The following is a 14468-nucleotide window of genomic DNA, read 5'->3' as shown; positions in this document are numbered from 1 at the left end:
CCCGCTTCGCGGGGCCACCTTCTCCCGCCGGGCGGGAGAAGGAGTCAGTGGATCATTCCGCCGCCTCGGCCGTCGTCTCGGACGAAGGCGTCTCCTCGTCCTCCTCGGGCTCGGCGGAGGTGAGCTCGACATTGAGCGCCAGCGAACGCATCTCCTTGATGAGCACGTTGAAGCTTTCTGGGATGCCGGACTCGAAAGTGTCGTCGCCGCGCACGATCGACTCATAGACCTTGGTGCGGCCGGCGACGTCGTCCGACTTCACCGTGAGCATCTCCTGCAGCGTATAGGCCGCGCCATAGGCCTCGAGCGCCCAGACCTCCATCTCGCCGAAACGCTGTCCGCCGAACTGGGCCTTGCCGCCCAGCGGCTGCTGCGTGACCAGCGAATAGGGGCCGATCGAGCGGGCGTGGATCTTGTCGTCGACGAGGTGATGCAGCTTCAGCATATAAATGTAGCCGACAGTCACCTTACGGTCGAAGGCTTCGCCGCTGCGCCCGTCGAACAAGGTCACCTGACCGGAAGAGGCGAGCCCCGCCCGCGACAGCATCTCGACGATGTCCTTCTCGCGCGCGCCGTCGAAGACCGGCGTCGCGATCGGCACGCCGCGGCGCAGATTCTTGCCGACCTCCACCACCGTCGTGTCGTCGAGTCCCTCGAGCGACTCGTTCGGCCCATAGATGTCGGTGAGCTTCTCCCGAAGCGGCTTCGTATCCTTGCTGCGCATATAGGCGTCGACGGCGGCGCCCACCTGCTTGCCGAGGCCGGCGCAGGCCCAGCCCAGATGCGTCTCGAGAATCTGCCCGACATTCATGCGGCTCGGCACGCCGAGCGGGTTCAGCACGATATCGACGGGCTGGCCGTCCTCGAGGAAGGGCATGTCCTCCTGCGGCACGATGCGCGACACCACGCCCTTATTGCCGTGGCGTCCGGCCATTTTGTCGCCGGGCTGGATCTTGCGCTTCACCGCGACGAAGACCTTGACCATCTTCATCACGCCGGGCGGCAGCTCGTCGCCGCGCTGCAGCTTCTCGACCTTGTCGAGGAAGCGGTTCTCGAGACCCTTCTTCGACTCGTCATATTGCTTGCGCACGGCTTCGATGCCGCTCATCAGATTGTCGTCCTCGATGACGAAGGTCCACCACTGCGAGCGGGGATATTCGTCGAGGATCGCCTGGTTGAGCGGCTGGTCCTTCTTGAAGGTCTTCGGACCCGCGATCGCGACCTTGCCAACCAGCATCTCGAAGAGACGGGCGTAGGTGTTTCGGTCGAGGATGGCGAGCTCGTCGTCGCGGTCCTTGGCGAGACGCTCGATCTCCTCGCGCTCGATCGCCTGGGCGCGCTCGTCCTTCTCGACGCCATGGCGGTTGAACACGCGCACCTCGACGATCGTGCCCTGCACGCCCGGCGGCACGCGCAGAGACGTGTCGCGAACGTCGGACGCCTTCTCGCCGAAGATGGCGCGGAGCAGCTTCTCCTCCGGCGTCATCGGGCTCTCGCCCTTGGGCGTGATCTTGCCGACGAGAATGTCGCCGGCCTGCACTTCCGCGCCGATATAGACGATGCCGGCCTCGTCGAGATTCTTCAGCGTCTCTTCCGAGACGTTCGGAATGTCGCGGGTGATCTCCTCCGGGCCGAGCTTAGTGTCGCGCGCCATCACCTCGAATTCGTCGATATGGATCGAGGTGAAGACGTCGTCCTTGACGATGCGCTCGTTGAGAAGGATCGAGTCCTCGAAGTTGTAGCCGTTCCAGGGCATGAAGGCGACGAGCACATTGCGGCCGAGCGCCAGATCGCCGAGATCGGTCGAGGGACCGTCGGCGATGATGTCGCCCTTCGTCACATAGTCGCCGACCTTCACCAGAGGCTTCTGATTGATGCAGGTCGACTGGTTCGAGCGCTGGAACTTCATCAAGCGATAGATGTCGACGCCCGGCTTGGTCGGGTCCTGCTCCTCCGTCGCGCGGACGACGATACGGGTCGCGTCGATCTGATCGACGACGCCGGCGCGGCGCGCGGCGATGGCGGCGCCCGAGTCGGCGGCGACGATCGGCTCCATGCCGGTGCCGACCAGCGGCGCGTCCGCCTTCACCAGCGGCACGGCCTGACGCTGCATGTTGGAGCCCATCAGCGCGCGGTTGGCGTCGTCGTTCTCGAGGAACGGGATGAGCGCCGCGGCGACCGAGACGAGCTGCTTGGGCGACACATCCATCGCGTCGACGCGCTCGCGCGGGACGAGCACGACATCGCCGGCGTGACGACAGAGCACGAGGTCTTCGAGCAGATTGCCCTCCGCGTCGATCGGCGCATTGGCCTGGGCGACGTGGTATTTCTGCTCTTCCATGGCGGAGAGATAGGCGACCTCGCTCGTCACCTTGCCGTCGCGCACGCGGCGATACGGGCCCTCGATGAAGCCATATTTGTTCACGCGCGCGAAGGTCGCGAGCGAGTTGATGAGGCCGATGTTCGGACCTTCCGGCGTCTCGATCGGACAGATGCGGCCGTAGTGCGTCGGATGCACGTCGCGCACCTCGAAGCCGGCGCGCTCGCGCGTCAGACCGCCCGGACCTAGCGCCGAGAGACGGCGCTTATGGGTGATCTCCGACAGCGGATTGGTCTGGTCCATGAATTGCGAGAGCTGCGATGAGCCGAAGAACTCGCGCACCGCCGCCGCCGCCGGCTTGGCGTTGATGAGATCCTGCGGCATCACCGTGTCGATGTCGACCGAGGACATGCGCTCCTTGATCGCGCGCTCCATGCGCAGGAGGCCGAGACGATACTGATTCTCCATCAGCTCGCCCACGCTGCGCACGCGGCGGTTGCCGAGATGGTCGATATCGTCGATCTCGCCGCGGCCGTCGCGCAGATCGACGAGCGCGCGCACCACGGCGACAATGTCGTCCTTGCGCAGCACGCGCATCGTGTCCGGCGCGTCGAGGTCGAGACGCATGTTCATCTTCACGCGGCCGACCGCCGAGAGATCATAGCGCTCGGAATCGAAGAACAGCGAATAGAACATCGCCTCCGCCGTATCCATCGTCGGCGGCTCGCCGGGGCGCATGACGCGATAAATGTCGAACAGCGCGTCCTCGCGCGAGTTGTTCTTGTCGACCGCCAGCGTGTTGCGGATATAGGGACCGATGTTGATATGGTCGATGTCGAGCACGGGAAGCTCGTCGAATCCCTTTTCGACGAGCAGCGGCAGCGATTTCACCGTGATCTCGTCGCCCGCCTCCGCGAAAATCTCGCCGGTCGACGGATCGAAGAGATCCTGCGCGAGGAACTGCCCATAGAGATCCTCAGATTGGATCTTGATCGCCTTGACGCCCTTTTCGGCGAGCTGGCGGGCGGCGCGCGCGGTCAGCTTCTTGCCGGCCTCGACGATCACCTCGCCAGTGTCGGCGTCGACGATGTCGCTGACCGCCTTCACGCCCTTCAGCCGCTCCGGATCGAAGGGCTGGCGCCAGCTGTCGCCCGAGGCTTTGAAGGTGATGGTCTTGTAGAAGGTGGAGAGAATCTCCTCGCCGTCCATGCCGAGCGCGAAGAGCAGCGACGACACTGGAATTTTTCGCCGACGGTCGATGCGCGCATAGACGATGTCCTTGGCGTCGAACTCTATGTCGAGCCAGGAGCCGCGATAGGGGATGATGCGGGCCGCGAACAGCAGCTTGCCCGAGGAATGGCTCTTGCCCTTGTCGTGATCGAAGAACACGCCCGGCGAGCGATGCATCTGCGAGACGATGACGCGCTCGGTGCCATTGACGATGAAGGTGCCGTTCGCCGTCATGAAGGGCATGTCGCCCATATAGACGTCCTGCTCCTTGATGTCCTTGACGGACTTCGCCTGCGTGTCGGGATCGACATCGAACACGATGAGGCGCAGCGTCACCTTGAGCGGCGCGGCGAAGGTCATGCCGCGCTGGCGGCACTCGTCGACGTCATATTTCGGCGGCTCGAACTCGTAGCGGACGAATTCGAGCAGGGCGACCTGGGAGAAATCGGAAATCGGAAAAACGGATTTGAAGACCGACTGCAGGCCCTCGTCGAGGCGCCCGCCGGCGGGCTCGTCGACGATCAGGAACTGGTCGTAGGAGGCTTTCTGCACTTCGATCAGATTGGGCATTTCCGCGGCTTCGCGGATATGTCCGAAGAATTTGCGGACACGCTTGCGACCGGAGAAAGTCTGCGCCGAAGTCTGAGCCATGTCGCCTCTCGATCCTCTTCGTAATGAAAGCGAACAGCGAGTTGCGAATAGCGAATGACGTCTTCTCTCGATTCGCTATTCGCTATTCGCCGTCCGCTCCTCGCGTCAACGCGCCGAAAGCCCTCTCCCGCGGGACGCGGGAGAGGGATGTTTCTCGTCTTACTTGAGCTCGACCTTGGCGCCGACCTTCTCGAGGGCGGCCTTGATCTTCTCGGCCTCGTCCTTGGAAGCGCCTTCCTTGACGGGCTTGGGAGCGCCTTCGACCAGATCCTTGGCCTCCTTGAGGCCGAGGCCGGTGATCGCGCGGACCTCCTTGATGACCTCGATCTTCTTGTCGCCGGCGGCGGCCAGAATCACGCTGAACTCGGTCTGCTCCTCGACCGGGGCGGCGGCGGCGCCAGCGCCCGGAGCGGCGGCGACGGCGACGGCCGCGGCGGCCGAGACGCCCCACTTCTCCTCGAGCAGCTTCGCCAGCTCGGCGGCCTCGAGCACGGTCAGGCTCGACAGGTCTTCGACGATCTTTTCGAGATTAGCCATGATGTTTTCGGTCCTTCGAATTTGGTTCTCGGTTGGTTGGATACGAGCCGCCTATCAGGCCGCGTTCGCGTCTTTGTCGGCATAGGCCTGGACCACGCGCGCCAGCTTTCCAGCCGGAGCGGTCGTGAGCTGCGCGAGCTTCGTCGCGGGCGCCTGGATAAGGCCCACGATCTTCGCGCGCAGCTCGTCGAGCGACGGGAGAGTCGCGAGCGACTTCACACCGTCCGGGTCGAGCGCTTGGGCGCCGAGCGCGCCGCCCAGGATGACGAATTTGTCGTGATCCTTGGCGAAGGCTGCAGCGACCTTCGGCGCCGCCACCGGATCGTCCGAATAGGCGATCAGGGTCGGTCCCTTCAGAAGGGAGCCGATAGAGGCGACGCTCGTGCCGTCGAGAGCGATTTTGGCGAGGCGGTTCTTGGCGACCTGAACGGACGCGCCAGATTCACGAGCGTGCTTGCGCAGCTTCTGCATCTGGGCGACGGTCAGGCCGGAGTATTGCGCCACGACGACGACCGGGGTCTTCGCAAAGACCTCGTTCAACGCCGCGACGGCTTGGGCTTTCTCCGCTCTGTCCACGGTTGCTCTCTCCTCGAGCGGGGCGAACCCCGCCGGTTGCGACCAGCCGCCGTATCGCCACGGGGAGCGGCGAAAACGACGGCGCCGTAGATCCTGTCCCCTCGGCGTTTGGGCCGAAAAACGGCCTCGCCTCGGATCAGAGGGGCGCCAACCAAATTCGAAAGACCGCGCGCGAGCTTTGAAAAGCGCCGCGCCGGCCCTACAATTCCGGTCTTCCCCGTCTATGCAGGCCGCTCGTCGGGGGCGGAGGACTCCGCCGTCCAGCGAGCCGATTGAGCCATCCTCGGTTTGACCCTCGGATCGGCGCCGGCAGTCTCGGACAGGACATGGCCGGACGGGACGCGAGGAATCTCCCCCCGGATCCGCCGGCCTATCCACCGCCTCGCCCTTTCCCACATCGGGGATCGAGTTCGACGGAAGCTGATATCTGAAAAGGGGGTCGCGAACGCTGACCGACCCCGGAATGGCCTTATTAAAGGGGGCTAATGCGTTTGCCAAGCAAAAATTTGGCCCCCGCCTCCGCTCCAGGCTTTCGCCAAGCCTCGGCTCCAGCCCTGAAAAAGCCGCGACTCGCCCAGATGATAGCTCGAGCTTCGACATAAGCGATTTTCACGAAACCGAAAGCGATGACGAGAGCGATGATGGAATGACCCAGAGCCGCACAAATTCCCTGAGACAGGAGCTCAAGACGGGCGCCGCGCCCATCGATCTCCCGATCATTCGCGCGCCGTTCGGCGTCTGCTTCATCGAACATTTTTTATCCCGAAAATCAGATGGTCATTCGAGGCCGGGATCATAACGGAAAAAACACGGTCTGTTTACCTTAAAACGTCCTGGGTGACTATTTGATTAAAATAGGCGTTCGATCACTCGCATTGTCGTAACTCGTCGACCCGGATGTTCACCCGGGGAACGGCAGTTCGAACGTATCTATTCGATATCTTTCGATTCTCAGAAGATTGACCGTCATGCGGACGGTTAGTTGCGGACAGCCATGCGCCGCGACCAGGAATCACCGCCTCGGCCGTGACTCGAACGGGCCGGGAGCGTCGCTCGGAGGCGGGAGGCGGCATGAGACATCCAGCCAATAGAATATTGTTCGATTATTGGAGGGGCTTCAAAGGCGAACGTGCGGCCCCCGACTGCCATGAGATGGATCTGGCCAACACGTTTCGGACCCTTTCCGATGCTTTCGTCATCGAAACGGAGCTGAGCTATTTCGTTCCGGCCAAGCTCTGCGGCGCGCGCGTCGGCGCTTTTTGGCCGCCGGAGCGACCGAGCCGATCATTCCTCGGAATTTGGAGCGAGGCCGGTCGCGAGGATGTGAGAACGATCCTGCGCATCGTCACCGACGACGCGACGCCGGTCGTCGCCGGCGCGAAGGGCTATCTGGTCGGCGGGATCGAAATCGCGGATTTCGAGCTCCTGCTCCTGCCGGTCCGGTTTTTCGGGAAGACGCACGCCCGCGTGCTGGGCTCTCTGGCGCCGGGAGAGCGGCCGTTATGGCTCGGGCGGACTCCGGTCGAGGCGCTGAGCATCGTGTCGCTGCGCGTGCTCGGAGAGGATACGGCTCTGATGTTGCCGATTCCCCCGGGGACGCCGACGCGGGATCTGCCGAGGCGGCCGCGTTTCACGGTCTATGAGGGCGACGCTGCGTACGAGTGGGACGCGACCCCGAATAGTTCGACGCGAGAAGACGACCCCTCGCGTCGATGATCTTGCGCGAATAGCGGAGAACGGCGGCCATGGGCCGCCGCTTCGATCAGGACTGCGTCGCGCCGAGCGTCGCCACATCCACCTTCACGCCGGGCCCCTGGGTGGAGCTCAACGCAACGCGCTGGATGTAGGTGCCCTTGGAGCCGGCGGGCTTCGCCTTGGCCACCGCGTCCACGAAGGCGCGGATGTTCTCGGCGAGCTTGCCCTCTTCGAAGGAGGTCTTGCCCACCGTGCCTTGCACGATGCCGGCCTTCTCGACGCGGAACTCGACCGCGCCGCCCTTGGAGGCTTTCACCGCTCCGGCGACATCCATCGTCACCGTGCCGACCTTGGGGTTCGGCATCAGGCCGCGCGGGCCCAGCACCTTGCCGAGTCGGCCGACGAGCGGCATCAGCTCGGGCGTGGCGATGCAGCGATCGAATTCGATCGTGCCGCCCTGGACGATGGCGACGAGCTCCTCGGCGCCGACGATGTCGGCGCCGGCGGCCTTGGCCTCATCGGCCTTGGGGCCGCGGGCGAAAACGGCGACGCGCAGCGTGCGGCCGGTGCCGTTCGGCAGATTGACGACGCCGCGCACCATCTGGTCCGCGTGCTTTGGGTCGACGCCGAGATTCATGGCGATCTCGATCGACTCGTCGAATTTGGCGGTGGCGCTGGCGCGAACCAGCTTGATCGCCTCGTCGACGGGATAGAGCTTGGTGCGCTCGACGCCCTCACGGGCCTTGGCGATGCGTTTTCCGATATGGGCCATGGTCTCACCCCACCACTTCGAGGCCGATGGAACGGGCGGAGCCCTCGATCATCGCCGCGGCCGCGTCGATCGACGTCGTGTTGAGATCCTGGATCTTCTTCGCGGCGATCTCGCGGATCTGCGCCCGCGTGACCTGGCCGACGAAGCCGCGCCCGGTCGTCTTCGAGCCCGATTTGACGCCCGCCGCCTGCTTGAGGAAGAAGGACACCGGCGGCTGCTTCAGCTCGAAGGTGAAGGAGCGGTCCTGAAAGGCCGTGATGATGACGGGGATCGGCGTCCCCTTCTCCATCTGCGCCGTCTTGGCGTTGAAGGCCTTGCAGAATTCCATGATGTTGAGGCCGCGCTGACCGAGCGCGGGACCGATGGGCGGCGAGGGATTGGCCGCGCCCGCCGGCACTTGCAGCTTGATGTAGCCGGCGATTTTCTTCGCCATTTCTCATCTCCAACGATAGGCGATCCCGAAGACGCTTCCGCGTCCGGGGCCGCCGGGTTGCAGTTCGTGGTCCGACACGGTCTCCCCCTGGCGTCGGGGGCGCGTCCGCCACGGCTTTTCCCTTCTCGCGCCAAGCGAGAGAAGGCGTCACGCAAATGCGTGACGGATGAGGGTCATCGAAGCGCCCTCACCCGACCCGGCTTGCGCCGGGCCACCCTCTCCCGCGAGCGGGAGAGGGAATTCCAGAAACGTCAAACCTTCTCCACCTGCGCGAATTCCAGCTCCACAGGCGTCGGCCGGCCGAAGATGGACACGGCCACTTTGAGCCGCGAGCGGGCGTCGTCGACTTCTTCCACCACGCCGTTGAAGGAGGCGAAGGGACCATCGGCCACGCGCACCGTCTCGCCGATCTCGAAGGAGATCGAGGGCTTGGGGCGCTCGACGCCCTCGGCCACCTGGCCCTTGATACGCATCGCCTCCGCCTCGCTGATCGGCATCGGCTTATTGTCGGCGCCGAGAAAGCCGGTCACTTTCGGCGTGTTCTTGATGAGCGAGAAGACCTGGTCGGAAAGGTCGCATTTCACCAGCACATAGCCGGGGAAAAATTTGCGCTCCGAGCTCACCTTGCGGCCGCGGCGCACTTCGACCACCTGCTCCGTCGGCACGAGAATCTCCTCGAACTGATCGGCGAGATTCCGCTGCGCCGCCTGCTCGCGAATGGATTCGGCGACCTTCTTCTCGAAGTTCGAATAGGCGTGGACGATATACCAGCGCATGCTCACGGCGCGACAAGCTCCAAAATTTTCGCTCTCGACGATCGGCGCGCCGGCGCTTCTCTCCGGCCTTACTGGCCGATTTTCAGCAGCATGCCGACAGCGAGGCGCAGCCCCTGATCCACGACGACGAAGAACAGACTCGCGGCGAGCACCATGAGCACCACCAGCCCGGAGGTGATCAAGGTCTCGCGGCGCGTCGGCCAAACGACCTTGGTCGCTTCCGAGCGCACGTCCTGCAGAAACTGAAACGGATTGGCCATTCTTCACCGAACCGTGAGGTTTTCACCGAGCCGAAGAGCGCGGCCTCGGGGACTCGTCGAGACGCGCCACAAAACAGTCGCGGCGCGGGGCCCCAGGCCACGCGCCACGCATCCAGGCGTTATAGTCGAGTCCGGCGGGGCCGCCAAGCAAAAATTCGGCCCGGTGTGGGCGGCCCCTTGTCGGCCGTCGGTCAGCGCGACGCGGCCGCCCCGCCCGCATCCTTCCCGCCACCGTGCTTGGCGAACCAGGCGCGGGCCTCGTCGCGGGTGCGCTCCAATTCGCGCAGCGCGCCGTCGAGCTTGGCCTCGTAGTCGGCGAAGTTCTCGCTCGGATCGAACACATCCGCGGCGAGCGAATAGGGGGTTGCGATCTTGAGCTCGGCGCGGAGGCCTTCCTCGGTCTCCACCGCCGCAAAATAGAATTTCGCCATTCCTGCCGCTCCTGAACAAAGGCGCCGCGGACTCAAGATAGAACGGCCAGAGCCTGCGCCAATGCGACGAATCCGCCGATGTCGATCTCCTCGGCGCGACGCGTCTCCTCTATGCCGGCGGCGGCGAGCAGCTCGGCGACGTCGAGGCCCGGAACGGGCAGGGCCTTCAGGCTCTGACGCAGCATTTTGCGCCGCTGGCCGAAAGCGGCGCGCGCCACCTGCGACAAGAGCTTGGGATCGCAGGGGAGCGGCGAAGGGTTGGGAACGAGCTCCACCACCGAGGAGGTGACCTTGGGCGGCGGCGTGAAAGCCGCGGGCGATAGATCGAACAAAATGCGCGCGCGCGTCCGCCAGCCGCAGAGCACGGCGAGCCGTCCATAATCGGCGCGCTGCGCCGGCGTCGCGACGATGCGCTCGGCGACCTCGCGCTGGAACATCAGCACATAGCGATCGAAGAGGGAGGGCCAGGGCTCCGCCTCGATCCAGCGGCAGAGCAGCTCCGTGGCGATATTATAGGGAAGATTGGCGCAGATGCGGGCCGGGCCGCCGAGGCCATGCAGCCTTACGAGCTCGGCCGGATCGGCCGCGAGCGCGTCGCCCTCCACGATGACGAGGCGATCGGGATATCGCGCCTCGATCTCGCGCAGCGCCGGAATGCAGCGCGCGTCGCGCTCGACGGCGACGACGCGGGAGGCGCCCCCGGCGAGCAGCGCCCTGGTGAGGCCGCCCGGCCCCGGCCCGATCTCGACCACGCTCGCGCCCTCGAGCGGGCCGGCGGCGCGGGCGATGCGGGCCGTGAGATTGAGATCGAAGAGAAAATTCTGGCCGAGCGCCTTGCTGGCCATCAGCCCGTGGCGCGCGACCACCTCGCGCAAAGGCGGCAGATCGTCGATCATCGCGTCGTCATGCGGTCGGCGAGGCGGATCGCCTCTATGAGGCTCGTCGCCTCGGCGATTCCCTTGCCGGCTATGTCGAAGGCGGTGCCGTGGTCCGGCGATGTGCGCACGAAGGGCAGGCCCAAAGTGACATTGACGCCGCGGTCGAAGGCCAAGGTCTTGATCGGGATCAACGCCTGGTCGTGCGTGGGGCAGATGGCGACGTCATAGCGCGCGCGGGCGGCGGCGTGGAACATGGTGTCTGCCGGATGCGGGCCGCTGGCGTCTATTCCCCGCGCGCGCAGCTCGGCGACGGCGGGAGCGATGACCTCGATCTCCTCGCGCCCCATGGCGCCGCTCTCGCCGGCGTGCGGATTGAGCCCGGCGAAGGCGAGCCGCGGCGAAGCGAGGCCGAAGCGGGACGTAAGATCGGCGGCGACGATCTCGCCCGTCTCCACCAGCAGCGCGCGGGTGAGCAGGCGCGGAACCTCGGCGAGCGCGACATGGATGGTCGCCGGAACGACGGCGAGCTCCTCCGCATAGAGCATCATCACCGGGCGGAAGCTGCGGCCGAACCGCCGCTCGGCCAGCGCCGCGAGAAATTCCGTATGGCCGGGATGCGCGAAACCCGCGGCGTAGAGCACATTTTTGGCGATCGGATTGGTGACGAGAGCGCGCGCTTCGCCGCCGACCACGAGCTCGACGGCCCGCTCGATGGAGCGGATCGTCGCCACGGCGTCGGCGGGGTCTGCCGCGCCCGGGGCGCCGCAAACCGAAAACCCATGCGGGACGACCGGCAGAGCCGTGTCGAAGACCGCGCGCGCCTCCTGCGGCGCGACCTCCCGCAGCGCGATCTCGAGCCCGAGCGCGGCCGCAGTGCGGGCGAGCTGCGCCGGATCGGCGAGCACGAAGAACGGCGGCAGCGCCCGCGCGCGCCGCGCGATCCAGGCCTTCAGCGTGAGCTCGGGGCCGATCCCGGACGGATCGCCTTGGGTGAGGGCGAGAGGGAGTGAGGCAGGCAATTTCGTGCGGCTTCTCTATGGTTCGGCGGCGGTGCGCGCCCAGCCGCATTTAGCACGACGAGGGCGCCGCGTTTCGAATATTCTAACCGCTGGTTCGATTGCGCGAGCCGGGCGTTCCGGCCGTCCGGACCGGTTCCGCCCGTTTGGAAAAGGCGCGCCGATACTGTGTCGGCGCGATCTCGAGCCGCTCGGCGAAACGCCGGCGCAAAGACGCAGCCGTGCCGAAGCCGGTTCGAAAGGCGATCGAGTCGATCGAGTCGTCGGTCGATTCGAGCAGACGTTGCGCCTCCTCGAGCCGTCGATCCACGAGCCACTCGCCGAAGCTCGCTCCAATCGTCTTCTGGAAGCGGCGTGTGAAAGTCCGCCGGGTCAAGCCCGCCGCCTCCGCCACGCGGTCCAGGCTGTGGGGCTCGTCGAGCGTGGCGCGAACCCTGTCGAGCGCGCGCGCGAAACGGTCGGCCTTCGGCGTCTTCGCGACGGGGCGTTCGATGAACTGCGCCTGACCGCCCTGCCGGTGCGGAGAAAGCACGATGCGCCTCGCGAGACGCAGCGCGGCGTCGGCGCCGTAGCGGGCGCGGACGATATGGAGACAGCAGTCGAGCCCCGCGGCCACACCGGCGGATGTGACGACATCGCCATTGTCGATATAGAGCACCTCGGGCTCGACGGCGATATCCGGGTACAGCGCGCGCAGCTTGTCGGCATAGGCCCAATGCGTCGTCGCCCGCCGCCCCGCCAGCACTCCGGTCGCCGCCAAGGCGAAGGCGCCGAGGCAGAGTCCGACCAGCAATGCGCCGCGCGCATGCGACAGCCGCAACGCCTCCACGAGCGCCGCCGGCGGCGGTTTGTCGAGCTCCTTCCAGCTCGGAACCACGACGATGTCCGCGTCGTCGAGGCCGGAGAGCCGGTGCGGCGTGGTCAGAGTCAGTCCCGCGTCGGTTCGCATGGCGCCGTCCTCCAGCGCGCAGACCCGAAAGTCGAAGCGCGGCAGACCGAGCTGCGTCTGATCCTCGCCGAAGATCAGGCACGGCGCAGAGAGGTGGAAGAGGCTGATGCCGTCATAGGCGACGACGGCGACGATCGGATCGGCCATGCTCTTTCCGGGGAAGACGAGCCGGAATGTCCTGATTGTTTCGAATATTGTCAATCGGGCCAGTTTCGGGAACCGCCGCGGGGCTTATCCTTCGATCCATCCGCACTTCGCGAGACTTCGGAAGGCGAGACTTCGGAAGGAAAGCGCCATGACTTCGATTTCCATCGGTTCGCCGCCTCGCCGCGCGCTCATCGTCGTCGACGCGCAGAACGATTATGACGGCGGCGCTCTGGCGATCCGGCATCCACCCATTCGCGACAGCCTCGCGAATGTGGCGCGCGCGATGGATGCGGCGGCGACCGCGGGCGTCGGAATCGTCGTCGTCGAGCAACTCGCGCCGCAGGACAGCCCGGTCTTCGCCAAAGGCGGCCAGGGCGCCGAACTGCATCCCGAAATCGCGAAGCGGCCGCGCGACCATCGGGTCGAAAAGACGCTGCCGAGCGCCTTCGCCGGAACCGACCTCGAGGAATGGCTGCGCGCAGCCGCCGTCGATACGGTCGCGGTCGCAGGCTACATGACTCATAATTGCGTGCTCTCGACCATTATCCACGCCGTGCATATGGGCTTTGCGGTCGAGTTTCTGTCCGACGCCGCAGGATCGATCCCCTATCTCAACAGCGCCGGCTACGCCTCCGCCTCGGACATCCATCGCGTCGTGAACGTCGTGCTGCAGTCGCGGTTCGCGGCGGTCCTCGAGACGGCCGAGTGGATCGATCGCCTCGAGACCGGCGCGCTGCCGGAACGCGACGACATCTACGCCTCTTATCGGCGCGCGCTGGCGCATGAGGCTGGTTAGCGGCGGAGACGCGGGGCACGGAATGTCGAAGAAGCCGCCGAGGAGCATTCGAGATGATTCGAGCCGATGAAAGTTTCGGCGGCAGCTTCCCCTTCGCGCCGCATTTCACCGACGCCCCTGGATTCCTCATGCACTACGTCGACGAGGGATTTCGCGACGGCGACGTCGTTCTCTGTCTGCACGGCGAACCGACCTGGGGCTATTTGTATCGACATCTGGCGGTTGCGCTCGCCGGAACGCATCGCGTCGTCGTTCCGGACCACATGGGGTTCGGCAAGAGCGCGACGCCGCCCGACCGCAGCTATTGGCTGCAGGATCACATCGACAATCTCGATAGCTTCGTTTCCGCGCTCGATCTGCGCGATATCACGCTCGTGATGCATGATTTCGGCGGCCCGGTCGGCATGGGCCTCGCGGCGCGGCGCCCGGACCGCATTCGCAGACTGATCTCGATCAACGGTCCGACGCCCTTCGGTCAAACCGATCTTCTCGCGCGGCTGACGGCGAATTTCGCCGAAGCGCCCTGGTTCCAATGGGTCTCGAACGCCCAGAAGGAAGGACGTCTCGAGACCGTCCTCGGCGAGCTCGGCTTCAACATTCTGAGCGTGCTGAAGCTGAACGGATTCGAGAACAATGCGCTCATCGACGACATATGGCTCTCGGCCTACGCGTCGCATTTCACGCGCCCCGTGGATTGCCTCGGCGCGATCGGCTGGGCGAAGGGCGTCGCCATCGGCGCGCATCGCTTCGAGGCTCCCGACGCCGCCGCTCTGCGCGCGATCCGCGCCCTGCCGGCGCTGGCGATCTGGGGAGAGGCCGACCGCACGCTGAGGGCCGAACATTTCCTGCCGCTTTTCACCGATCTGTGGCCGTCGGCGCCGATCCATCGGCTCGCGGGCATCGGACACTATTCGCTCGAGGACGCGCCGGCTCCGATCGCATCGCTCGTCGGAGAGTTCCTCCGCGGGACGTAGGGCGCGCGGGACGTAGGGCGTTTCCAG

General features: G+C 65.6%; 15 protein-coding genes. 3 read left to right on the top strand and 12 right to left on the bottom strand.

Features of this window, described 5'->3' with window-relative positions; translation table 11 throughout:
- Positions 1–52: 52 nt before the first annotated feature.
- The 4 genes from rpoB to IY145_RS10160 all read right to left on the bottom strand — a co-directional run bounded on the left by rpoB (position 53) and on the right by IY145_RS10160 (position 6068).
- Entirely contained in the window at positions 53–4201 is a 4149-nt protein-coding gene (gene rpoB, locus IY145_RS10175; RefSeq protein WP_196408107.1) for a DNA-directed RNA polymerase subunit beta, read from the bottom strand.
- Positions 4202–4360: 159 nt separating this feature from the next.
- Positions 4361–4738, bottom strand: a complete 378-nt coding sequence (gene rplL, locus IY145_RS10170; RefSeq protein WP_196408106.1) for a 50S ribosomal protein L7/L12 — start codon at positions 4736–4738, stop codon at positions 4361–4363.
- Positions 4739–4792: 54 nt separating this feature from the next.
- Complete coding sequence (gene rplJ / locus IY145_RS10165; RefSeq protein ID WP_196408105.1) at positions 4793–5314, bottom strand: 50S ribosomal protein L10; 522 nt, start codon at positions 5312–5314, stop codon at positions 4793–4795.
- A 472-nt stretch (positions 5315–5786) separates the two neighbouring features.
- The gene (locus tag IY145_RS10160) at positions 5787–6068 is read right to left on the bottom strand and encodes a hypothetical protein (protein ID WP_196408104.1); all 282 of its coding nucleotides are present in this window, start codon (positions 6066–6068) and stop codon (positions 5787–5789) included.
- A gap of 317 nt (positions 6069–6385) precedes the next feature.
- Here IY145_RS10160 and IY145_RS10155 point away from each other — a divergent pair, with 317 nt between their 5' ends.
- Positions 6386–7030, top strand: a complete 645-nt coding sequence (locus IY145_RS10155; RefSeq protein WP_196408103.1) for a PAS domain-containing protein — start codon at positions 6386–6388, stop codon at positions 7028–7030.
- 46 nt (positions 7031–7076) lie between these two features.
- Here the strand turns inward: IY145_RS10155 and rplA are convergent, their stop codons facing one another.
- From rplA to IY145_RS10115, 8 genes are all read right to left on the bottom strand, one after another.
- A complete protein-coding gene (gene rplA / locus IY145_RS10150; RefSeq protein WP_196408102.1) occupies positions 7077–7781 on the bottom strand; it encodes a 50S ribosomal protein L1 in 705 nt (234 codons plus the stop codon).
- A 4-nt stretch (positions 7782–7785) separates the two neighbouring features.
- A complete protein-coding gene (rplK, locus tag IY145_RS10145; RefSeq protein ID WP_196408101.1) occupies positions 7786–8214 on the bottom strand; it encodes a 50S ribosomal protein L11 in 429 nt (142 codons plus the stop codon).
- Between the two features lie 251 nt (positions 8215–8465).
- Positions 8466–8996: a transcription termination/antitermination protein NusG gene (gene nusG / locus IY145_RS10140; protein WP_196408100.1), complete on the bottom strand. Its 531-nt coding sequence runs from the start codon at positions 8994–8996 to the stop codon at positions 8466–8468.
- 62 nt (positions 8997–9058) lie between these two features.
- On the bottom strand, positions 9059–9250 hold the full coding sequence (secE, locus tag IY145_RS10135; RefSeq protein WP_196408099.1) for a preprotein translocase subunit SecE: 192 nt from the start codon (positions 9248–9250) through the stop codon (positions 9059–9061).
- 191 nt (positions 9251–9441) lie between these two features.
- Positions 9442–9681: a hypothetical protein gene (locus IY145_RS10130; RefSeq protein ID WP_196408098.1), complete on the bottom strand. Its 240-nt coding sequence runs from the start codon at positions 9679–9681 to the stop codon at positions 9442–9444.
- A 32-nt stretch (positions 9682–9713) separates the two neighbouring features.
- Positions 9714–10577: a 16S rRNA (adenine(1518)-N(6)/adenine(1519)-N(6))-dimethyltransferase RsmA gene (gene rsmA / locus IY145_RS10125; protein ID WP_196408097.1), complete on the bottom strand. Its 864-nt coding sequence runs from the start codon at positions 10575–10577 to the stop codon at positions 9714–9716.
- A complete protein-coding gene (gene pdxA, locus IY145_RS10120; RefSeq protein ID WP_196408096.1) occupies positions 10574–11578 on the bottom strand; it encodes a 4-hydroxythreonine-4-phosphate dehydrogenase PdxA in 1005 nt (334 codons plus the stop codon). Before pdxA ends, rsmA begins: the two co-directional genes overlap by 4 nt.
- An 82-nt stretch (positions 11579–11660) precedes the next feature.
- On the bottom strand, positions 11661–12671 hold the full coding sequence (locus IY145_RS10115) for a helix-turn-helix domain-containing protein (protein WP_196408095.1): 1011 nt from the start codon (positions 12669–12671) through the stop codon (positions 11661–11663).
- A gap of 148 nt (positions 12672–12819) precedes the next feature.
- Between IY145_RS10115 and IY145_RS10110 the strand changes: the two genes are divergently transcribed.
- A complete protein-coding gene (locus IY145_RS10110) occupies positions 12820–13467 on the top strand; it encodes an isochorismatase family protein (protein WP_196408094.1) in 648 nt (215 codons plus the stop codon).
- A gap of 53 nt (positions 13468–13520) precedes the next feature.
- On the top strand, positions 13521–14441 hold the full coding sequence (locus IY145_RS10105; protein WP_196408093.1) for an alpha/beta fold hydrolase: 921 nt from the start codon (positions 13521–13523) through the stop codon (positions 14439–14441).
- Positions 14442–14468 lie beyond the last annotated feature (27 nt).

Source organism: Methylosinus sp. H3A, assembly GCF_015709455.1.
GTDB lineage: Bacteria > Pseudomonadota > Alphaproteobacteria > Rhizobiales > Beijerinckiaceae > Methylosinus.
The sequence above is the reverse complement of the archived record's forward strand: the minus strand, read 5'-3'. Positions and strand labels throughout refer to the sequence as shown.

Excerpts from the sequence above, each read along its gene's own strand:
- rpoB (WP_196408107.1), bottom strand. The coding sequence starts at position 4,201 with ATGGCTCAGACTTCGGCGCAGACTTTCTCCGGTCGCAAGCGTGTCCGC.
- rplL (WP_196408106.1), bottom strand. The coding sequence starts at position 4,738 with ATGGCTAATCTCGAAAAGATCGTCGAAGACCTGTCGAGCCTGACCGTG.
- IY145_RS10160 (WP_196408104.1), bottom strand. The coding sequence starts at position 6,068 with ATGTTCGATGAAGCAGACGCCGAACGGCGCGCGAATGATCGGGAGATC.
- IY145_RS10155 (WP_196408103.1), top strand. The coding sequence starts at position 6,386 with ATGAGACATCCAGCCAATAGAATATTGTTCGATTATTGGAGGGGCTTC.
- rplA (WP_196408102.1), bottom strand. The coding sequence starts at position 7,781 with ATGGCCCATATCGGAAAACGCATCGCCAAGGCCCGTGAGGGCGTCGAG.
- rplK (WP_196408101.1), bottom strand. The coding sequence starts at position 8,214 with ATGGCGAAGAAAATCGCCGGCTACATCAAGCTGCAAGTGCCGGCGGGC.
- secE (WP_196408099.1), bottom strand. The coding sequence starts at position 9,250 with ATGGCCAATCCGTTTCAGTTTCTGCAGGACGTGCGCTCGGAAGCGACC.
- IY145_RS10130 (WP_196408098.1), bottom strand. The coding sequence starts at position 9,681 with ATGGCGAAATTCTATTTTGCGGCGGTGGAGACCGAGGAAGGCCTCCGC.
- rsmA (WP_196408097.1), bottom strand. The coding sequence starts at position 10,577 with ATGATCGACGATCTGCCGCCTTTGCGCGAGGTGGTCGCGCGCCACGGG.
- IY145_RS10115 (WP_196408095.1), bottom strand. The coding sequence starts at position 12,671 with ATGGCCGATCCGATCGTCGCCGTCGTCGCCTATGACGGCATCAGCCTC.
- IY145_RS10110 (WP_196408094.1), top strand. The coding sequence starts at position 12,820 with ATGACTTCGATTTCCATCGGTTCGCCGCCTCGCCGCGCGCTCATCGTC.
- IY145_RS10105 (WP_196408093.1), top strand. The coding sequence starts at position 13,521 with ATGATTCGAGCCGATGAAAGTTTCGGCGGCAGCTTCCCCTTCGCGCCG.